The following is a 20,077-nucleotide window of genomic DNA, read 5'->3' on the forward strand; positions in this document are numbered from 1 at the left end:
TATTCTCTTCCTCGTCTACTGAATATAAGGGAAAAGAAAGTAAAAAAGTTGTCTAAAGCCTGATTTTTTTCAAATTTTTTTGTGCAAGGACAATTGCAGAGATAGTAGCCGCCATAGATTCAAATTTTTTAGAGGCATCCCCCATTACTACAACAGAACGCTCCATTTCGTCAGAAGTTTCCGTTATTTGAAGAGCACCGTCAGTCATTGTATTCCGCACTTGTTCCAAAAAAACCTTATTTTCGGTTAAATATTCTGCAAAAGACGCTAAAGAATCTCGAATCGTTTTAAACATGCTTCCCACTCGCTGGACACTCTCCACGGCTTCATTAACTGAACGAGATATTTCGTTTACCTTAGATGTGATATTTTCAGAGGCGACTTTAGTTTCCGCCGCTAACTCCTGAACATTTTTTGCGACAATAGCAAAACCCCGCCCATGATCCCCAGCTCGAGCCGCTTCAATAGAGGCATTGAGGGCTAGGAGGTTCGTTTGCTTCGCAATTCTCTGAATTTCCCGAGACATTTTTTCTACCTCTAGAAAAGATTCCAACGTCCCGGAAGTCGTATGAACGGTACGATCCACATCGTTACTCATTCCTTCAAGATCCGTGCCAGAACGTTTTAAATCTTCCATAAGTGTCTGGTTCATTCTATGAATCTCTTCCATGCTCTTTTGAGTCTGCTCACTCTTTTTTTCAAAATCTTTCACCATTTCTCCAAGAGAAACGTTCAATCTTATAAATTCTCCCGCTGTTTCCGAGATCTCTCGTTCCACCTGCCGAACACGTCTCACCAACACTTCGTCGAGTTGAGTCATAAAGGAATTCATTATAGTATCGGCAAAAAAAGCCGTACTCAACCGTCGAATAATGTCTTCATATTTTTTATCCATTAGAATGAATCCCCCCTTGTTGAGCATATGAAGAATCCCTTAGGCTCCGTATATTGTTCCGAGAAGATCCATTCCACACTGGAGATTTTCGAACCAGGAAAGAAATTTCTTCACGTCGTTACCCTTGATAACAGCTCCGTGTTGTGGCGCAATAGCGACTATATCCAAAGAAGAGATTTGTTTTACCCAGCGTCGACAAACATTGTTGGAAGCCATATACCGTTTATGAAATCCCTCCATATACTGAATATGTTTTTCAAAATTATCTACCACGGGATATCGACTATTTTGAGGGAAAATCGCAGCACCAATATCTCCCGTAAAGAGAATTCTTGAGGTAGGGTCATAGAGGGAAAAAGCTCCTGTCGAGTGAAGAAAATGAGAAGGAATCAGCTTCATAGTCCGGCCATTAGAAAGAGAAAAGGCTCCCCCCTTATCGGGGATAGCTGTAATTCTTCTATGATCGTATATTCCAAAGTGAGGAAGGAATCGGGTCCAAAGCCCCGAAATATAAACCTGAGATCGCTCTGTCATAGACAACCAGAGCGTAATGCCAGACGATACATCTGGGTCTTGGTGAGAATAAAAAATATGTTTAATGTCTTTTAGCTCAAAAAGTTCTGCCACGTTGGCAAGTACTCTAGGAAAAACATGAGCCCCGCCTGGATCGAGCAATACAACTTCCTTACCTGAAAGGATAACGTATTGATTCGTCTGGACAACTCCTTCTTCTTCCTGTTCTTCCCATCCGAGAAGATAAAACTTGTGATCTTCCTGCTCATAGAGCGTGATGGAACTTTGATGATCCATGAAGACCCACTCCTTTATTATGTTAGGCATGATAATAGTTTTTTATGAAATTTGGGACTTCTACTGCAGGAAGGGGACGACTCAGAATATACCCCTGAATTACATCGCAGTGTACGTTTTCAAGAAAGCACTGTTGCTCCGCAGTTTCCACTCCTTCAGCTATCACGCTACGTTCCAAAGAATGTGCTAAGTTGATTATAGTTTTAACAAGTAATTCATCACTGCTATTCTTCCCAATTCCATCGATAAAAGACTTATCTATTTTTATAACATCTACAGGGAAACGGCTAAGATACGCTAATGAAGAATATCCTGTACCAAAATCATCGATAAAAAGCCGACAACCGAAGCTTTTTAATTTCTGAAGTATCGTCAGAGAAAAATCTCCGTTCTTCATAATTCCAGATTCTGTAATTTCAAAAGCAATTTGGCCCGGTTCAATAGAATACTTTTCAAGGATATTTTTTATTTCATCAATGAAATTTTTCTGGTAGATCTGTTTAGGAGAAATATTTACGCTCACTTCGATGGAACCGAGAAAGCGATCGTTCCATCGATTCTTTTGCTTACACGCCATAGAAAGTATTTTTTCTCCTAAAGGTAATATAAGACCTGTCTCTTCCGCTGTAGGAATAAAGTCTCCAGGAGCGATAAGCCCCCGCTTCCCATGTTTCCATCGTACTAATGCCTCTACTCCACAAACATGCTTTTTCACCATATCGAGTTGCGGCTGGTAATAGAGAAAAAACTCGTTATATAAAAGCCCTCTTCGAAGATCGCTTTCCAGTAAAAGGCGCTCACCGGTCTGAACACCAAGTTCACCTTTAAAAAATTGATGCGCATTTAAACCCGTTTCTTTCGCTCTAAAAAGAGCAATATCTGCTTTTTGAAGTAAAATCTCCTCGTCTGTTCCATCGTCTGGAAATACGCTAATACCAACCCGTGCTGTTAGGAAAAAACGCGTACCATTTACATCAAAGGGCTCATTGAAGCACTCTAAAAGCATCTTTGCTATCTGAGCTATCTCCATAACATTTTTAGCCTGATGGGCAAGAATATAAAAAATATCTCCACTGATACGAGCTACCGTATTTATTTCTCCAGCAGCTTTTTGAAGACGTTGAGCTACATGCTGTAAAAGAAGATCGCCGGAAAAATGACCTAAACTCTCATTTACAGCTTTAAAACGATTTATATTCAGAAATAAAACTCCCAAAAAAGGGGCATCTTTTGATCTTTTCTTCATCTCCCGACGTAAAAGGTCAAGAAACATCTCCTTGTTCGGTAGTCCCGTAAGCTGATCGTACCAAGATTTTAGGCGAATTTGGGCATCCTTCGTCTTCATTGTGGAAAGATCGCTAAAAACAGAGATATATTCCGTAACTTGCCCTTTCTCATCGTATACGCTAGTAACATAAAGCCACTCAGGGTACACTTCCCCATCCTTACGGCGATTCCAAATCTCGCCTTCCCAATATCCTTTCTCAATAAGAGATTTCCAAAAATTCATATAAAAGTTCTTTGTGTGCTTATTCGACTTCAATATTCTTGGGTTTTTCCCTATCACTTCATGAGATTCATAGCCAGTAATAGTTGTAAAGGCAGGGTTCACCATTGTAATCGTTCCATAGGAATCGGTTATAACCACACCTTCCAAGGCGTGGTTCATAACACCTAAAGTCAATTGAACGATTTTCTCTCGTTTCTTTCTATGCGTAACATCCCGAATAACCCCTACCATTTCCCGAACATTGTTCTGCTCATCGAAAAGGGGGGTTTTTTGAAGGCTAAAAGAGCTTTTTCCCGTTGTTTCCGTGATGAAAATCTCTTTCTTTACCTCTCCTCCTTCAAACCATCTTTTCTGGTCATCTTCCAGCCAATAGAGTAAATGCCCTCTTAATTTTTTTTCATGAAGAGCAAAAATCTGTACAGCCTGCTCATTGCCCCATATCCAGCGCCCAGATCCATCGCTTAAAACAACGGCCTCATGAGAATTGACAAAAAGTTGCTGTATCACTTGTTGCGTATTTTCTTTATTATCCATTTTATTAATCATATTTAATCTAAGCATGTTTATAGAAACGTCCAGGTCTTCCAAACTAACGGAAGATCACTTCATCACCTAAAAAAGCTGTACCTCCACTCAAAACCTTAAGGAAATATCCGCAGAGAGGCAGAAGGCACCATCCTTTATAGTCATAAGAGTGGGGTTCGCCAGGTTTTTTCCCTTTTCCCACAACCTGGAGGATTACATCCTTTCCTATTTGCAATAGAGCTCCTGAAGGCATCTCGCTCGGCAAGCCTTCCACAATCAGATTTTCAGCAAGAGAACCTGGTTGGAAAGAAAAGCCTGCCTTTTGTTCCGCATCCTCTATATCTTCACGACGAAGGAGGCTCACTTCTCGCTCGCTTAAACCATAGTGCGAGTCTCCTTCAATTCCACCTGGAATAAAAGAGGCCTCATTCTGTAGTCTTTTAGGTTCATTTCTTTTCTCACTCACACAAATTGCAAGTATTTTCGCCACTCTCTTCTCTCCTTCCTATTTGGGAAATACTTAATATTTAATATATCATAAAATTTTCATAGATCGACAAACAAGTGTTAAAATAAAGAACAAATAATCTTGTAAAGGAGGGCGGAACATGTTCGATGTGCGGAATATATTGACACCAGGTCTCTTTGCTACTGTAAAGAAAACCGTGGAAGTGGACGACACTGTGGGGAATAAAAATGTTCATCTCAACCAGCTTCTTTCCACCTCGTCGTGTGTTCAATCTATTATTGAGGCATGTATGAAAACAGTGGACCATCTTCTGCCCGAAGGATATATCTCTATTGGAAAATCTATTGAAGTTGTTCATGAAGCCACCGCTATGCTCGGAGTCTCTCTGGAATTCAAAGCGACTCTCGCCGAAATAGAGGGGAATCGCTTACTCTTTCAAATTTCTGCAAACGATGCCCTCGGAATTATTTTAACTGCCACACATGAGCGAGTCGTGGTCAACCATATGGCACTTATGGATCGTGCTATTGAACGTGCCCAAAAATTAAAGAAAATTCGAGAACTACTCTAAAGAAGGCCCTCCTGTAGAGAGGGCTTTCTCCATTTGCTCTATAAATTTTCTCTTATTCTTTGTCGCTATAAAGACGGAAGAGGGCCTGGGTCCCATCATTTTCGTGTCCCAAAGACGCTAATTTCTTATACATGGAAAGAGCCATCTCCAAACCAGGAGTGTCAAGGCTCATTCCATCAGCCGCTTCCAGTGCAATCTTCATATCCTTAATAAAATGTTTTATATAAAAGCCTGGGTCGAAGTTGCCGGCAATCATACGAGGGGCAAGATTCGATAGAGACCAGCTGCCAGCGGCACCTTGGCTAATACTAGCAAGAACTTTTTCCGGGTCAAGGCCAGCTTTAAGAGCATAAGAAATAGCTTCGCACACCCCGATCATGTTGGAAGCGATGGCGATTTGGTTGGCCATTTTAGTATGTTGACCACTCCCAGCCCTGCCCTGGTAAACAATATTCTTTCCCATGACCTGGAAAAGAGGGAGAACCGCTTTAAACGTGTCTTCTTTGCCCCCAACCATTATGGAGAGAGAGCCCTCCCTTGCCCCCTTATCCCCACCAGAGACAGGAGCATCCAATGCGTGAAGTTGTTTGCGTTCCGCCGCTTCATAAATACGAAGAGCCAGACTCGGACTTGAGGTCGTCATATCAACAAGAAATGTGCCATGTTTTGTATTCTCAATCAGCCCTTGAGACCCAAAGTATATTTCCTCTACATCTCTGGGGAACCCCACCATTGTGATAACACCATTGCATTTTCTCGCAAGATCAGCTACTTTTTCTTCCCAGATAGCGCCCTGTTCTACGAGGTCCTTTCCTTTCTCACGAGTCCTGTTGTAGATATGTAGTTCATATCCTGCATCGAGAATATGCTTCGCCATACTACCTCCCATAACGCCTAACCCTATAAAACCGATAACAGAAGTTTTTGGTGCAAGAACGTCTTCCATAAGCGTCATCTCCTCTCTCCGCTTTCTAGTTAACTATATAACGTATGGTATCACATGATGGCTTGAATTCATTGGGTATCATGGTTATGATGGAATTGTTTTTACACCATATTCTCTTCTGCTTCGCTCTTTTTTGAAGAAATCCAGAAAAGAAAGAAGGGATAAATTATGTCGCAGTATCTGGACGAAATTGGGGAAATTCTTGGGCCTGAAAGGGAATCTCTCCTCACATATACGTGTTGGGGAATTCCTTCCGATATGCTTGTTGTTCCTGGCCCAGATTTTGTAGATCGCTTTGCGGCTGAGACAGACCGCCCTACCCCTGTGCTGAGATCTCTCCAGACACTTTTTGACCATGGCAGACTTAAAGGGACAGGATATCTTTCTATTCTTCCTGTAGATCAAGGCGTGGAACACTCTGCCGGCGCTAGTTTTGCAGCTAATCCAATCTATTTTGATCCAGAAAACATTGTGAAACTTGCTATAGAAGCCGAATGCAGCGCAGTAGCCAGCACACTTGGCGTGTTGGGAGCCATGGCTAGAAAATATGCCCACCGCATTCCCTTTATACTTAAAATAAATCATAACCAACTTCTTTCATATCCCAACACCTACGACCAGATTCTTTTTGCGTCGGTAAAACAAGCTCGAGATTTGGGGGCAGTGGCGGTAGGCGCGACTATTTATTTTGGAAGCCCAGAGTCGCCTCGCCAAATTCAAGAAGTTTCCGCAGCGTTCCAAGCAGCTCATGAAATGGGCATGGCCACCATCCTTTGGTGTTACTTACGAAACAAGGCCTTTAAAACTAAAGAAAAGGATTATCATCTCGCTGCTGATCTGACAGGACAGGCAAACTATTTAGGTGTTACGCTTGAAGCAGATATTATTAAACAAAAACTTCCTATGACAAATGGAGGCTTTCGAGATCTTCATTTTGGGAAAACATCGCCAGAGCTTTATGAAAAATTTGTTACCGATCACCCTATAGACCTTCTTCGTTACCAAGTAGCGAACTGCTATATGGGACGAATTGGTCTCATCAGCTCAGGGGGGGCTTCTTTAGGTGCTAGCGATCTTAGAGAGGCTGTAAGAACTGCGGTAATCAACAAAAGAGGAGGTGGTCTGGGGCTCATTCTTGGTCGAAAAGCCTTTCAGAAACCTTTTAAAGAAGGCATTGATCTTATTCATTCCGTACAAAATGTTTATCTTGAGAAGGGAATTTCTCTAGCTTGAGCACACTAAAACTATGAAAAAAAGATACGTGAGTTACCCTTTTTTCTTTATCATTATGGTATATACATATCTTTTACTCCCTGCTGGGGAGGTTTTTTCTTCCCCTGTACCCCGGTTGTGGGGAGAAACTATTCCTGGGGTTTGTACTCGCATGAAAACCGAGGAGCCTGTAGTAGCGCTCACGTTAGATGCTTGCGGAGGGAAAAGAGGGAACGGATTTGACAGGGAGCTCATTGAATGGCTTGAGAAGGAAAAAATTCCCGCCACTCTCTTTGTTACAGGACGATGGATAGAGGCAAACGAAGAAGTTTTTTTAAATCTCGCTTCCTCTCCCCTCTTTCAAATAGAGAACCATGGGATGAACCACAAACCTGCTTCTGTTTCTGGCCAATCTGCATACGGAATTAAAGGGGCTTGCTCCATAGATGAATTATTGGAAGAGGTAGATAAAGGCGCTGCTTCAATTTACAACAGGACTCGGCGACATCCTAAGCTATTTCGTTCAGGAACAAATTATTACGACGATATAGCTCTTTCCATTATTAAGGAACGGGGCTACTCTGTTGTAGGATACACAATTGCCGGCGATGGCGGGGCCTCTTTTTCGAAAAAAGAAATTATCTCTGTTCTTTTAAAGGCTCGCCCTGGAGACATTATTCTTTGTCATATGAACCATCCCGAAAGCAGCACCGCTGAAGGGCTTATGAGCGTAATTCCGCTGCTGCAAGAGAAAGGATTCCGTTTCGTTAAACTTCAAGACTATCCTCTTTTCTCGCAGGAAAATGATAAAAAGGAAGGAGAAAAATGATTGGATCTGCAATTCTTTTAGGAATCGTTTCCATGCTCTTGCTCCCTCTTGAAATGTCAGCAGCTATTCTTATTGCCCTGACCCTTTGGCTGACTTTTCGTGGGGGCGTTTTGTTCTGCATTTTCCTAGGATGGGTTTTAGGCGTTTTTCTGGGGATGGTTCGAGCGGAAACACACCTTTGGACTGTTCTTTCGCTAATACCTGTGGGCATATGGTTCTTCATTAACTGGCGCCACAAAATAGCTTCAGATATAACTTTCGTAACTTGCGCCTTTCGAGAACCTCTCGTTCGCCGAAAATTACTCCGATATGGGGGGCTGATTTTTCCCTGCATTATCTACCCGTTTGGTGGCTCAGGCGTCATGAATAAATACCTTATGATCGCTACAGTTTTCTCTTTCGCTCTTGAGAAAATAAGTTGCCATGTCCCTTTCCTGTCTAAATGGCTAACTGTCATATCTCCAGAACCTTACGAGAGAAAAGAAAAATCTATTTCTGGCACAACGTGCTATCTTCTCGGCGCTTTTGTTGCGTCCCTTTTTCCAGATCCCGCTTCAGTTCAAGCCCTCGTCATGGCTACCATCGGAGATGCCTGGGCCGTACTTGTAGGACAGCGTTGGGGGAAAATTCCATGGCTGGAAGGCAAGACTCTCGAAGGAAGCTTGGCATGTTTTTGTGGTGCTATCTCTGGAGGATATGTTTTTGGACTGTTGGTTCCTATGGGACAGGCACCATGGCTCATATTACTCTGGGGCAGTTTGGCAACGCTCTTTACAGAGGGTCTTTTCAAACATGAGCTGGACAACCTTCTCACTGCACCAGTAAGCGCCGCAGTTATGACTGCCGTTATATGGGTGGCTTATATCCTTTAAAGTAAAAGACTATACACGTACATATCGGTCTACATCATAGACTACGGGATAAACATTTCCTGTTTTAATAGCACCAATAAAATCCTCTTCACTCCTCACAATACCAGGGAAAGCGGTGGCATAACGCCCTACTCTATTGACAAGATGAGCATCGCTACCGCCAAGGCAAGGAAGATCCAGCTCGCAAGCAAGATTATGAGCTCTAAAATTATGAGTAAGGCGAGTACTTCCGTTGAAAGATTCCACTCCATTAAGTCCAGGAAGAGAGCGAATAAAATTCCCCATACCTCTGCCATTATCCCGGAAAGGATGGGCACTCACAGCTATTCCTCCTTGTTGGGCAACAATATCCACCACATCAATAGCATGCATTTTCTTCTGAGGAACAGCGTCAAGACCAAAAATAAGAAGATCGCCTTCGTAAGTTAAAAGCTCAAGACCTACCAACACAAGAAAATTATGTTTTTTCGACAGTTCCTGAGCAAAAGCACGCATTCCCATGCTTTCATGGTCTGTGACACAAATACCATTAAGCCCAAGAGCTTGACCTCTTTGGATGGCTTCTTCTATGGGAAGAAAGCTATCGGAAGAAAATTCTTCTGAGTGAAGATGCGTATCTATAACCAGGGTTATTCCTCCTAAAATATTTCTTTATATGTTTTATAATATCATGTTATTTCAATAGCGATTATAAAGAAGCCTCTTCTTCTGTCAAGGACAATGTGTTCCTCCATATGCCATATCTGCCCAACTTTTGGGATGTACTTCAGAACCGCTTTTTATTTATGGTAGACTAAAGCGCTATGTATTTCTTATGCTAAGATGAAGTGGGTATACGTTACTATGCAGAGGAGGAAAAATTGTGGCTGAACGTTCAGGAGCAAGCGATCGAGCTTTCCAAAAAATCATAGGACTTGTTTTGTCTCATGAACTTAAACCTGGAGATAGAATTTATGAAACAAACCTGGCTGAAGAACTCGATATGAGCAGAACTCCCGTGAGGGAGGCTCTCTCTCGTTTAGCTTCAACAGGCTTTATTGAAAAAATGCCTAAGCAAAAAGGATATTTGATCCCTACTCTTTCTCCGGACGATATGGAACAAATTTACTACATGCGCATAACACTGGAGGGGAAAGCCGCACGAATTGCTGCGCGAATTGCTGACAAGAGAATGGCCGAAACCCTGACACGCATCAATGAAGAAGAGAAAAAGAGATATCTCGCTAACGAAAAAGATGAATATGCTGCCTTGAACGAGAAGTTCCATATGGCCATTGCTAAAATGTCAGGAAATACGTATCTGTATCGCTATATACAACAACTTTTTTGGCGTTCCAACCTCTATGTTTTCTTTTTCATGAGTTTTTATAATCTGGCCCAACTCAATAAGGTCCAGCCTGGATCCCAAATAAGGTTAAGCTACGAAGAACACCATAAAATTGTAGAAGCTATCACCGCTAACGACCCTGTTGCTGCAGAAAAGGCCATGCAAGAGCATCTTGTTATCGCCTATAACTCAATGCTTAATCCCCAAAAAAGTCCGCATATGTCCTTTGGAGAATTTGATATGTAGAGAAATAGAGGCCCTCCCTCTAGAGCTAGTAGAGGGCCTTCTTTTTTATTGTTCCTCAAAAAGTCCTCTTTTTATCACTCGTCCCTTTTCAAACATAATCTCTCCGCGAGCTATGACTGTGTGAAGAGAAAGTTCATCTTCACTTAAAAGGAGAAGATCCGCGTCACCACCTTCGACAATTCTTCCCTTTTCGAAAAGGCAAAGATGATCAGCTACATTCGTCGATACAATCCGAACTGCCGTTTCTATAGCTATCCCCTCGCGAATCATTTGCGTAAATTCTTCAAATAAAGCCTTCACCGGCGCGATAAGTGGTTGTAGTGTACCTGTATCGGGATTATGGACAGTCATGACTCCGTTGCCATCTGAACTCATAGTAATGCGGTTTTCAGCCACTCCTTGTTTCAAAAGCAATGCTACAGCTTGGCTGGGATTTACAGCTGAAATAAAACCATAACGACTCGAAACCCCAGCACTTATATCCACATATCCCCCTTCCCTTCCCCAAAAAACAGCTTCTTGAAGAACCTCCTGAGATCTGTTGAGGTGGGTTGGAGCGAATTGGTGAATAGGAATATCAGTTGTCTCTACAATATCTAAAAATGGACGAAGACGATGAGTTCCTTCCCCTATATGGATCATCACAACTCCAGATTTTCCAGAGAGGATGCCACCTACCCGTGCCTGTGATACAGTTTCTTGAAGGGTTTGTCGACTCACATGCGAAGACCGATGATCTGAAAAGGCAATTTTAAGACCTATTACTTTATCGATGAGCATTATATCGCTTGTAATATCACTTGTCAGAACAGGGCTGGGGATCTGATAGGCTCCTGTAAATATCTTTGTGGTTATACCTTCCATCTCTAAGGCACGGGCCTTCATGAGCAACTCTCGCAAAGAACGAGCAACACCATCCGTTCCTAGCAATCCCACAGCTGTTGTTATGCCCGCTTTAACGAGTAGGGAGAGAGGGGTAGGCGGTGTTCGGTAGAGAGGGCCTCCCTCTCCTCCGGCTCCATTAAAGTGTACATGTTGATCAATAAGCCCCGGAACAGCTAGAAGTTGGTCCCCCTCTATAATGCGAAAAACGAGGCCTGTTTCTTTCAATGCATTACAAGAAACATGGTCTTCAATCTTTATGATTTTCCCCCCGAAAATAAAAATATCCTTATAGCCCAAAGAGTTTGGAGCATAGACACGAACATTCCTAATTACAAGACCATTCATTATCATAGTCCCCCTCTTCTTTTAAAAATCAAGAAGAGCTCCTATTTTCACAGGAGCTCTCTAAACTTATCTTTTATCTTTTGCTTTCTATCTTCGGCCTGCAATCTAGCAGGACTCAAAGGTTCCTTTGCGAATAACCGTCCCTTCTTTCATCATTATAACTCCCTTAGCCACTACATAACGTAATGCTATATCGCTAGGAGTGATGATAAGAAGATCTGCATCATTCCCTGCAGAGAGACGTCCTTTATTGGCTAGTTTCAACCGATCGGCTACATTACTTGTCACTAAAGCGAGAGCTTCCTCTGTAGAGACTCCCGATTCCAGAAGAATCTCCCGCAGCGCCGTAAAGAGAGTTATAGGCTCGCCAATTCCCATACCTACAAGTTCACCTGCTTTATTAAACACTGGCATACTTCCATTGCCATCTGTGCTCATAGTAAACCTGGAAAGGGGGATATTTCGCAACCGCGCCTGACGCACTCCATCGCAGGGCTTCACCGAGTCACTATCACTTCCCATACTTGTAGTCATATCCGCAACTCCACCCTGTTCGCAATATTTAAGGGCTTCGTCAAAAAGCTTTTGATTTCTATTTACATGTGTAGGTACAATCTGACTCATAGGAATTTGTGTTCCAGCAAGAGCTTCTTGGATAATACCAAGCCCCCACTCTTCAGCTCCCATATGAGCTTCTACAATCCCCGCCTTCCCAGCCAGCATACCACCAACTCTCGCATCAGAAATCAATCTTCGCAACTCTTCTACTGTGGGATGGGATGACCGATGATCTGAAAGGGCCACCTTGGCTCCAATAACCTTATCGATAAGAACAATGTCTGTCATAACGTTTTCGGTAATGCTTACTGATGGAAGTCGATACGCACCGCTGTACATATAGGTACTTATCCCTTCGTTTTCGAGAGAACGTGCTTTTGCAAGAAGCTCTCTTAACGATCGAGACACACCGTCTGTACCAAGAGGCGCCACTGCCGTGGTAATACCGGCCTGAATAAAACTGCTTAGTTGGAGGGGCGGAGTTCGAAAATGAGGACCACCCTCTCCTCCAGCACCATTAAAATGGATATGGCTATCCATAAGGCCAGGTGTAACCCAGGCCCCTTCAGCGTCAATAATGGCAGCGTTTTTATCTAATGCCCGTACCGCCTCTTCCGAAATGTGAGTATCTATAGACAAAATAGAACGTCCTGCTATAAGTATATCTTTTCTCCCCAGAGATGTTGGCCCATAAACATGACCATTTTTAATCAGTAAAAGCCCCATACCTATCGCCTAGCCTCTCGCCTTAGATTTATCTGAAGGCCAAATGGCTATACCAGTAAAGCCGTAAAACCAGGCTGTTAAGAAACCGAGGTAGCATAAGAAGGCCCATGGCGCATAAGAAAACACCGGCACATCAAGAACGGTGGACATATAGATACCGGCAGCAGACCATGGGATGAGGGGAACTACCACAGTTCCAGAGTCCTCAAGAGTCCTGGAAAGAACTCGTCTTGAAACATTCATCTCATCACACAATTCGCGATACATAGTACCAGGAACAATTTCACTCAAGTACGAATTTCCCGTTCCCAGACCTGTCATGATACCTGAAAGAGAGATAGAGAAAACAAGTTTTCCCTTATTTCCACGAATAAACTTATCTCGCAATGCCGTGCTTATCCTGCTAAAAGTACCAGAATACTCAAGTTGACCGGCAAAAATATAAGCAAAGAAAACAACTGCAACAGACCCTGCCATGAACGAAAGTCCCCCACGGCTCAGTAACTTATCGACACTGGCCACACCTGTAGCAATTTTAGGGCCATTAGCCATTATCTTGACAACTTCAGGAACTGTATACCCTTGCATCATAGCTAAAGGTACTGCAGCCATCATGGCAACCCAAAGAACAGGAAGAGTGGGCTTCCTCATATAAGCAAGGATAAGAAGAACGACAGGTGGAATGAGAACGATTGGTGTCAGCGTAAACGTATTTTGTAACGCTGTCAGGATTTCGTTAATCTGACTCATATCGATAGCCCCGGAAGCTCTGGACCCAACAAGGGAATAGATCAAAAGGCTAATAATAAAGGCTGGAGCCGTAGTCCATATCATAGAGCGAATGTGATCAATAACATCTACTTCTGCAGTAGCAGCTGCCAAAACAGTGGTGTCAGAAACAGGGCTCAGCTTATCACCGAAATATGAGCCGGCTACAATAGCACCAGCAGCCGCTGCGGGAGAAACTCCTAATCCCATAGCTATCCCCATAAAAGCCACACCAAAAGTCGCAGCAGATCCCCAGGATGTTCCAGTTACAGTAGAAGATATACACGTAACGATAAAAGCGGCAAGAAGAAACGTTTTGGGAGTAAGAAGTTGAAGGCCAAGATAGATAATGTAAGGAATTGTTCCAGAAATCATCCAAGCTGCAATCATAGGTCCCACGGTGAGAAGTATCATAATAGCTCCCGAAGCTCTGGCCACCATGGGAACGATACCTCCGTTAAAAAGTTCATCCCATGTAAATTTATATCCAAAAACATACACAAAGGACGTAAACATAGAAACAATCATTAAGAGAAGAGCCGTATCGAAGCCAAAAAACAATTTCCCTACCATGATTATCGCAAGAATTGCACTAAAAATTCCAATGGAACCTGCTAAGCCAACTTCGCGATGTTCTTTTTCCACGGTCATCATATATTCCCTCCTTAATTGTGGTCGCTCTTAAAAAACACTGCAATTTTTCGCTCATTGTCACCCCCATAGAGGAAAAAGAATAATTGCATACTAACACGTATACGCAAATTTGTTCCTAAGAAGAAACGAAGATATTTTATCAAAAAGAAGATTCAAAGCATACCTACCGATTTTTAAAGGCTACACTTGACAAAAAAAGAATACGGAATGTACAATATCATCATCAATGGATATAGTTGTGTATCCATTGATGAGCAGGGGGATGCATATACATTATCTGTTCTTGACATTGCCCTTTACATATATTTTGCTTTCTTCCTTACTTTTTGCATATTACATCCTTGAAATCTTGCAATGCATCCCCATTTTTCTCTTCGACTTGGAGTTTTATGCTCTATGGAAGGGAGTGATGCCTGAAGAAACGACAAAAAACGTCTTATAATCCCATCTCAGCTAAGAGGAGGTCGTTCTTCATGGGTGTTTTCAGTAATGCTTTTGAAAAGAAATGGTTTTGGATCTTCATGTTTATGTACGTTTTAATTATGATTCCTTTCCCTTTTTTTTTCTCCACGAAGTACATTCCGTCAATAGCAGGACTTCCCTTGTTTATCGTAGGTTGGACCCTTCATACGGCAGCGACAATGGTTCTCATCTACATTTTTTATAAGCAGGCCATGTCTCGTCCCGAGTACCACGAATTCGACGAAGATAGTGGAAAATAGGAGGGAATAATCATGGATGCTGTCTCTACATTAATCCACCCAATGCCTGGTGCTTTTTATTCTGTTCTTGGTTTTTATTTTATTTTAATGGCGCTCATTGGTTACTACTCTGCCAAAAACACAAACACGCTCCAAGACTTCTTTGTTATGAGTGGTAAGGCTGGAGCTATTGTAAGTGGTATTGCATACTTCTCTACTCAATACAGCATGAGTACCTTCATGGGATGCCCAGCCACTTGCTATAAAGTAGGCTTTGCGGGCCTATCTATATCCGTTCCCGGCCTTGTTTTCAGCATGATCATCCCTGCACTCTTTGTAGGGAGGAAATTAGTCCACCTCGGCCATAAATACAAATTTCTTACTATGGCCGATTATCTTGCAGATCGTTTTGAATCTGACGGATTGCGCGTTCTCCTTGCTGTTCTTATGATCATTTTTCTTATCCCCATGATGGGTGCACAAACTATTGGTGCCGGCATTATTCTGCGTACCTTTACTGGTGCACCTGAATGGGTAGGTATTGTAGCCATGGGAGTCATTGTCATCTTATACTGCATGAGCGGTGGAATTCGCGGCGCCATGCTCACAGACGTGGTGCAGGGGTCTCTCATGGTTCTTACAGCTATCGTAACCTTCATTATTTCAGTGAAAATAGGGGGAGGCTTCTCCTCTATTTCCCAAAAACTTCTGGAGCTGAACCCAGAGTATATGAGCCATCCTGGGGTCGGGGGATCCTATGGCTGGGGAAATTATGTTTCCATGATCGTTATGTGGAGCTTTTTCTCTATCGGCCAACCCACGTTATTCACAAAATTTTTTGCTATGAAAGATTATAAGGTCATGTTCAAAGCCGTGATTCTGGGAACAATCGGCATGTGGCTTGCCGCAACTCTTATTGAGTGGTCTGGCGTCAATGCTATCGTATCCATTCCTCTCTTAGAAGGGAAACAAATCGACTTTGTTGTTCCTCTGATTCTTCAGCAGAGCGTATCCCCCTTCGTTTCTTCTGTTCTCATAGCAGGCATTATGGCTGCGGGAATGTCCACAATCGATAGCCTCCTTATCGTCTCTACTGGCGCAGTAACGAGAGATATATATCAGAAGCTTTTTAATCCTGAAGCTACCGATGCTCATATCCTTAAAATATCGCGGTACGTTACAGTCATTATTGGGGTCATCGCCATTCTTTTTGGTATATCCCGGCCAGCAACCATCTTTAAGCTCATTCTCTTCGCCTTCGGTGGATTAGGAATTTGGGCTGCGCCTATTATCTTGGGAATGTACTGGAAAGGCGCTACAAAAGCTGGCGCTTTTGCTTCAGTTGTTGTAGGAGAGATACTCTTTGTTCTTATGACTCTCAAATTCAAGTCTTGGGCTTTCGGATTTAACCCCTTAATCGTTTGCTGGATCTATGCAATGATCGTTATGGTCATCGTCAGCAAGTGTACTCGTCCAGCTTCCCAAGAAACTTTAGAGAAGCACTTCGCATAACCTTACCCTACTCTAAAAAGCCCTGGCCGTTTACAGCCAGGGCTTTTTATAAAAATAAGCTTTAGTTTCACTCAGAAAGGAGCCAATACTAATGTATTTAGCCTCTCTTACATGGAAAAAACTCGAGGAAAGTATTTCTGAAGAAACCATAGGACTTATTCCCTTAGGGAGCGTGGAGCAGCATGGCCCTCTCGGCCCTCTCGGAACCGATTATATGATTCCTGAAGAGCTGGCAAAACGAATAGAAGCCGCATACCCAGATCGAGTGCTTCTTGTACCAACAATGCCTTACGGAGTCTGTCCCTATCACACTTCTTTCCCCGGGACTATCGATATGGGGCTCGAAGTTCTAGCAGAAGTTATGACCCGAATAGCGATGGGCCTTATGAATGCAGGTATTAAAAAAATAATTTTTCTTAATGGACATGGTGGCAATGGTCCTTCGCTAGATAAGGCGGCATTAGCTGTTTACAATCGCGGCGGTATAGCTGCAATTGTAGATTGGTGGGTCCTTGCGGGACAACTGAATTCTACGTGGTCTGGCGGACACGGAGCTGGTCAAGAGACATCAGTCATGATGGCCATTAAACCAGATTTGGTACATATGAAGGACTTTTTCCCTGCAGAAATACACCACCTCAGTGATACCCTTCAGAATACCCATATCAGCACTGTCTTTTTCGGCAAAGGTTCTGTAAGAGTTATCCGGAACGTGAAAGATGTTACATCTAATGGCGCTTATGGTGGAACGGATGTCCCTGAAAAAGCGAATGCGCCATGGGGGAAAGAAATTATTGAAGGAGTCTCCGCATACCTTGTTAATTTTACTGAAGAGTTTCTGAAAGTCTCTCATATCTATCGCTCTGATGAGGCTTAGATATGCTTTCCCCAACAGAAAAGGAACTATGCGCTTCTCTCTCAGGGCCTCAGCTTTTTGACGATACAAAAACTATTGCTTCTTTTAATCGACTTTCTGGAAGCCAAGGAGAAGCAGGAGCCCTAGATTTCATAGAAAATCAGCTTCAGGCAACTGGGGTTCCTTTCCAGCGTTATTATTTCCCGGCTATTTTAAGTACCCCCCAAGAGGCGCATTTTTCCTATGTTGACGCTCAGGGAGAAAAGAGGAACGTTCCTTGCAAAACATGGAGTTTCACACCTTCCACAGCTCCTCAAGGCATTACGGCTCCATTACGGCTTATGGCCCCTCAAGCATTGGAACATCATCCCCTTACCTTTTGGGCAGAACGAAACCCTTCTGAAAATAAAAAAGATCTTGAAGGAATCATAGTCGTCTCAAGAACATCGAATCCCGTAGCCATTATGGATGCCGAGCGTCGTGGAGCCATTGCTTTTGTTATTCTCTGGTCTCAAGGCGATGAGGAACTTATTCATGAAGGGAATGTAAACATGGTATGGGGTACGCCAGAGCCGGAACAGACAGGAATGTATACTTCCATTCCTGTCATTGTTCTCTCAAAACCCGTAAGTGACACTCTCGCATCGACGCTACAAAAGGAAACTCTCCAGGGAACAATATATACAAACGTTCTCCAGGCTGTAACAAACATACCCGTTCTTGAAGCTGTAATTTCTTCGGATACAGAATCTCCATATTATCTTCTCGTTGGAAGCCACCTAGATTCTTGGCACTATGGAGCATCTGACAACGCCACCGGCAATGCGATTGCCCTAGCGTTGGCAGAAACCTTTGCGAAATTGAGAGGGAAAAAATTTGGGCTTCGAATCTGTTGGTGGTCAGGTCATTCAAACGGACGTTATGCCGGATCCTCCGCTTTCGCATCTCGTAACTTCATTTCTCTTAACAGACATTGCTTAGCCTATTCAAATATCGATATGCCAGGGATGAGAGGGGCTTCAAATTTTTCTCGAATAACGGTGGGCTCCGACCTCATGAATTGGGGCGCATCTGTTATAGAGGATCTCACTGGACAAAAAGGTGTCTGGGGAGCCCATGTTCGAGGGTGGGATCAATCTTTTCAAAATATCGGCATTTCTCCATACCTTATTTGGTCCTCCACTCTTCCAAAAGGCAGTCCCTACACAACCTCCAACAGCTTCATGAGTTGGTGGTGGCATACAGAAAAAGATCTTCCACAGTACACCGATAGCTCCATTTTGAAGCAAGATGGGCAAATTTATCTTCTCGCCCTTTCGCGAATATTATGTGCTTCGTCTTTCTCGTACAATATCCGCGCTCTTATTGAAACTATTACAGCGCGTCTCGACCAGCCTCTTTTCAAGGCGTTTAAAAAGCAAGACGAGGCAAAATCCATAACTCAAGAACTTCAAAGAATTCAAAAAACTCTGAGAGATCCCTTGTCTCTCGAGAAGCAATTATCTTACATAAGGAATCTTAATCGGATTCTCTATGCTTTTAAAGCTCCGGAACTACAAGATTGGGCTATTAATCTTGATTACATCCCCGGCCTCTCTTTAGCCCTTTCCTCTTCTCCGCAAACTTCAAGAGGGCATATTATTGTGCGGCATTTTATGGAAAACCAACTCAACAGAATTATATTATTGCTTCAACAACTTCAATAACAAATAAAGCCGATCGAATGAACACATCGATCGGCTTTATTTGTGGATAACTTACACACCTGTGTGTATATATTTCCATAGGATCCCTATATCCGTTTCATTTCTGATATTTTTAATACTTGACTGATTATTAAAAGCAGTATATAAAAAACATGCTTATTGCTTTTGTACGACGACTCTTAGTGAATCGTTCCCCCCTTGTAATAGCAATGATACAACATAGCAAAGGAGGGCTTTATATGGTAGAAAACAAGAAAAAGTCGTCAGCAAGTGGCCCTGGTCTTTTCCAACGCTTCATCAAAGGTATTGAAATTATCGGAAACAAACTTCCTCACCCATTCTGGCTCTTCGTCACCCTTTCACTTATCGTCATTATTCTTTCACTCTTACTCTCAAAAGCAGGGGTATCTGTTACATACATGGCTGCTGGGAAAGGAGGAGAAGCCGCAAAAGAAACCACTGTGTCCGTTACCAACTTGATTAGTTATAAAGCGCTTCGTCCTTTCTTTGCAGACTTTGTAAAAACGTATGTAGGATTTGCGCCTCTGGGTCTCATTATGACTATGATGCTTGGGATTGGGCTCATCGAGCAAACAGGCCTCATTTCAGCTCTCATGAGAAAAACTATTATGGGTGCACCCTCTTTTCTTGTCACAGCGGTTCTCGCCTTCGTAGGTATCAACGCTAACCTAGCATCTGATGCCGGCATCATTTTCACTCCTGCTATTGGTGCTGCCGTTTTCAAAGCGTTGGGGCGAAATCCATGGGTCGGAATCGTCACAGGTTATGCCGCTGCCTCTGGAGGCTTCACTGCGAATCTGTTTATTGCCGGAACAGACGCTCTTTTAGCTGGAATCACAGAGTCTGTAACCAAGGGGATGAACATTCCCGGGCCTGTTCATCCCCTTATCAACTGGTACTTCCTTGTAGTGGCAACCTTCGTTATAACCTTTGTAACAACCTTCGTTACAGAACGATTTACAGTCAAAATTCTTGGCGATACTCATGGACATGAAGATGAATCGGAACTTCTGAAACATGCTGTAACTCCAGAGGAAAATCGTGGGCTTCGTTACGCTCTTATAGCTGCTATCATATGCATTGGTCTTTTGCTCTACCTTACGGTGCCCCAGGGCTCATTCTTCAGGGCTGAT

General features: G+C 43.0%; 19 protein-coding genes. 10 read left to right on the plus strand and 9 right to left on the minus strand.

The annotated features are described in order from the left end of the window. Window positions 1–52: 52 nt before the first annotated feature. From B3L97_RS01000 to B3L97_RS01015, 4 genes are read right to left on the minus strand one after another with little or no spacing between them, the layout of a single operon-like run. A complete protein-coding gene (locus B3L97_RS01000) occupies window positions 53–895 on the minus strand; it encodes a methyl-accepting chemotaxis protein (protein WP_286847756.1) in 843 nt (280 codons plus the stop codon). 39 nt (window positions 896–934) lie between these two features. Further along, window positions 935–1,705 (minus strand): MBL fold metallo-hydrolase, encoded by a 771-nt coding sequence (locus tag B3L97_RS01005; protein ID WP_286847755.1) that lies wholly within the window; start codon window positions 1,703–1,705, stop codon window positions 935–937. A gap of 22 nt (window positions 1,706–1,727) precedes the next feature. Further along, a complete protein-coding gene (locus B3L97_RS01010; protein ID WP_286933193.1) occupies window positions 1,728–3,776 on the minus strand; it encodes a sensor domain-containing protein in 2,049 nt (682 codons plus the stop codon). Window positions 3,777–3,804: 28 nt separating this feature from the next. Beyond that, window positions 3,805–4,230, minus strand: a complete 426-nt coding sequence (locus B3L97_RS01015; protein WP_286933196.1) for an MOSC domain-containing protein — start codon at window positions 4,228–4,230, stop codon at window positions 3,805–3,807. 118 nt (window positions 4,231–4,348) lie between these two features. Here B3L97_RS01015 and B3L97_RS01020 point away from each other — a divergent pair, with 118 nt between their 5' ends. After that, window positions 4,349–4,780, plus strand: coding sequence for a thioesterase family protein (locus tag B3L97_RS01020; protein ID WP_024821238.1), 432 nt, complete (start codon window positions 4,349–4,351; stop codon window positions 4,778–4,780). Between the two features lie 52 nt (window positions 4,781–4,832). On the opposite strand, the gene B3L97_RS01025 is transcribed toward B3L97_RS01020, so the two are convergent. After that, entirely contained in the window at window positions 4,833–5,726 is an 894-nt protein-coding gene (locus B3L97_RS01025) for an NAD(P)-dependent oxidoreductase (RefSeq protein WP_024821239.1), read from the minus strand. Between the two features lie 168 nt (window positions 5,727–5,894). Between B3L97_RS01025 and B3L97_RS01030 the strand changes: the two genes are divergently transcribed. The 3 genes from B3L97_RS01030 (at window position 5,895) to B3L97_RS01040 (ending at window position 8,639) form a co-directional block, all read left to right on the plus strand. Then, entirely contained in the window at window positions 5,895–6,959 is a 1,065-nt protein-coding gene (locus B3L97_RS01030) for a class I fructose-bisphosphate aldolase (protein WP_024821240.1), read from the plus strand. Between the two features lie 151 nt (window positions 6,960–7,110). Next, window positions 7,111–7,767, plus strand: a complete 657-nt coding sequence (locus tag B3L97_RS01035; protein WP_286933199.1) for a polysaccharide deacetylase family protein — start codon at window positions 7,111–7,113, stop codon at window positions 7,765–7,767. Next, window positions 7,764–8,639 carry a hypothetical protein gene (locus B3L97_RS01040; protein ID WP_286847753.1) on the plus strand — a complete coding sequence of 292 codons (876 nt, stop codon included), beginning with the start codon at window positions 7,764–7,766 and terminating at the stop codon, window positions 8,637–8,639. Before B3L97_RS01035 ends, B3L97_RS01040 begins: the two co-directional genes overlap by 4 nt. 9 nt (window positions 8,640–8,648) lie before the next feature. Here B3L97_RS01040 and B3L97_RS01045 read toward each other — a convergent pair whose 3' ends face one another. After that, entirely contained in the window at window positions 8,649–9,284 is a 636-nt protein-coding gene (locus tag B3L97_RS01045; protein ID WP_334103969.1) for a PHP domain-containing protein, read from the minus strand. Window positions 9,285–9,501: 217 nt separating this feature from the next. Between B3L97_RS01045 and B3L97_RS01050 the strand changes: the two genes are divergently transcribed. Then, window positions 9,502–10,212, plus strand: coding sequence for a GntR family transcriptional regulator (locus B3L97_RS01050; protein ID WP_024821244.1), 711 nt, complete (start codon window positions 9,502–9,504; stop codon window positions 10,210–10,212). Window positions 10,213–10,257: 45 nt separating this feature from the next. Here the strand turns inward: B3L97_RS01050 and iadA (B3L97_RS01055) are convergent, their stop codons facing one another. The 3 genes from iadA (B3L97_RS01055) to nhaC form a co-directional block, all read right to left on the minus strand. Continuing rightward, complete coding sequence (iadA, locus tag B3L97_RS01055) at window positions 10,258–11,442, minus strand: beta-aspartyl-peptidase (RefSeq protein WP_024821245.1); 1,185 nt, start codon at window positions 11,440–11,442, stop codon at window positions 10,258–10,260. A 105-nt stretch (window positions 11,443–11,547) separates the two neighbouring features. Continuing rightward, window positions 11,548–12,726, minus strand: coding sequence for a beta-aspartyl-peptidase (gene iadA, locus B3L97_RS01060; protein WP_286847752.1), 1,179 nt, complete (start codon window positions 12,724–12,726; stop codon window positions 11,548–11,550). Window positions 12,727–12,735: 9 nt separating this feature from the next. Continuing rightward, entirely contained in the window at window positions 12,736–14,148 is a 1,413-nt protein-coding gene (gene nhaC / locus B3L97_RS01065) for a Na+/H+ antiporter NhaC (protein ID WP_245587068.1), read from the minus strand. A gap of 473 nt (window positions 14,149–14,621) precedes the next feature. Here nhaC and B3L97_RS01070 point away from each other — a divergent pair, with 473 nt between their 5' ends. The 5 genes from B3L97_RS01070 to B3L97_RS01090 all read left to right on the plus strand — a co-directional run. Continuing rightward, window positions 14,622–14,870, plus strand: coding sequence for a hypothetical protein (locus B3L97_RS01070; protein ID WP_024821248.1), 249 nt, complete (start codon window positions 14,622–14,624; stop codon window positions 14,868–14,870). A 12-nt stretch (window positions 14,871–14,882) separates the two neighbouring features. After that, the gene (locus B3L97_RS01075) at window positions 14,883–16,361 is read left to right on the plus strand and encodes a sodium:solute symporter family protein (protein WP_286847751.1); all 1,479 of its coding nucleotides are present in this window, start codon (window positions 14,883–14,885) and stop codon (window positions 16,359–16,361) included. A gap of 91 nt (window positions 16,362–16,452) precedes the next feature. Next, complete coding sequence (locus tag B3L97_RS01080; RefSeq protein ID WP_286847750.1) at window positions 16,453–17,238, plus strand: creatininase family protein; 786 nt, start codon at window positions 16,453–16,455, stop codon at window positions 17,236–17,238. A 2-nt stretch (window positions 17,239–17,240) separates the two neighbouring features. After that, on the plus strand, window positions 17,241–18,923 hold the full coding sequence (locus tag B3L97_RS01085; protein WP_286847749.1) for a M28 family peptidase: 1,683 nt from the start codon (window positions 17,241–17,243) through the stop codon (window positions 18,921–18,923). 239 nt (window positions 18,924–19,162) lie between these two features. Then, window positions 19,163–20,077, plus strand: a 915-nt coding sequence (locus B3L97_RS01090; RefSeq protein ID WP_286933202.1) for an AbgT family transporter, incomplete at its 3' end; no start/stop codon positions are given.

Source organism: Aminobacterium sp. UBA4834, assembly GCF_002400205.1.
Taxonomy (GTDB): domain Bacteria; phylum Synergistota; class Synergistia; order Synergistales; family Aminobacteriaceae; genus Aminobacterium; species Aminobacterium mobile.

Coding starts and splice junctions, on each gene's coding strand:
- nhaC (WP_245587068.1), bottom strand. CDS start 14,148: ATGATGACCGTGGAAAAAGAACATCGCGAAGTTGGCTTAGCAGGTTCC.
- B3L97_RS01075 (WP_286847751.1), top strand. CDS start 14,883: ATGGATGCTGTCTCTACATTAATCCACCCAATGCCTGGTGCTTTTTAT.
- B3L97_RS01080 (WP_286847750.1), top strand. CDS start 16,453: ATGTATTTAGCCTCTCTTACATGGAAAAAACTCGAGGAAAGTATTTCT.
- B3L97_RS01025 (WP_024821239.1), bottom strand. CDS start 5,726: ATGGAAGACGTTCTTGCACCAAAAACTTCTGTTATCGGTTTTATAGGG.
- B3L97_RS01085 (WP_286847749.1), top strand. CDS start 17,241: ATGCTTTCCCCAACAGAAAAGGAACTATGCGCTTCTCTCTCAGGGCCT.
- B3L97_RS01070 (WP_024821248.1), top strand. CDS start 14,622: ATGGGTGTTTTCAGTAATGCTTTTGAAAAGAAATGGTTTTGGATCTTC.
- B3L97_RS01030 (WP_024821240.1), top strand. CDS start 5,895: ATGTCGCAGTATCTGGACGAAATTGGGGAAATTCTTGGGCCTGAAAGG.
- iadA (WP_024821245.1), bottom strand. CDS start 11,442: ATGAATGGTCTTGTAATTAGGAATGTTCGTGTCTATGCTCCAAACTCT.
- B3L97_RS01040 (WP_286847753.1), top strand. CDS start 7,764: ATGATTGGATCTGCAATTCTTTTAGGAATCGTTTCCATGCTCTTGCTC.
- B3L97_RS01010 (WP_286933193.1), bottom strand. CDS start 3,776: ATGCTTAGATTAAATATGATTAATAAAATGGATAATAAAGAAAATACG.
- B3L97_RS01005 (WP_286847755.1), bottom strand. CDS start 1,705: ATGGATCATCAAAGTTCCATCACGCTCTATGAGCAGGAAGATCACAAG.
- B3L97_RS01000 (WP_286847756.1), bottom strand. CDS start 895: ATGGATAAAAAATATGAAGACATTATTCGACGGTTGAGTACGGCTTTT.
- B3L97_RS01020 (WP_024821238.1), top strand. CDS start 4,349: ATGTTCGATGTGCGGAATATATTGACACCAGGTCTCTTTGCTACTGTA.
- B3L97_RS01035 (WP_286933199.1), top strand. CDS start 7,111: ATGAAAACCGAGGAGCCTGTAGTAGCGCTCACGTTAGATGCTTGCGGA.
- iadA (WP_286847752.1), bottom strand. CDS start 12,726: ATGGGGCTTTTACTGATTAAAAATGGTCATGTTTATGGGCCAACATCT.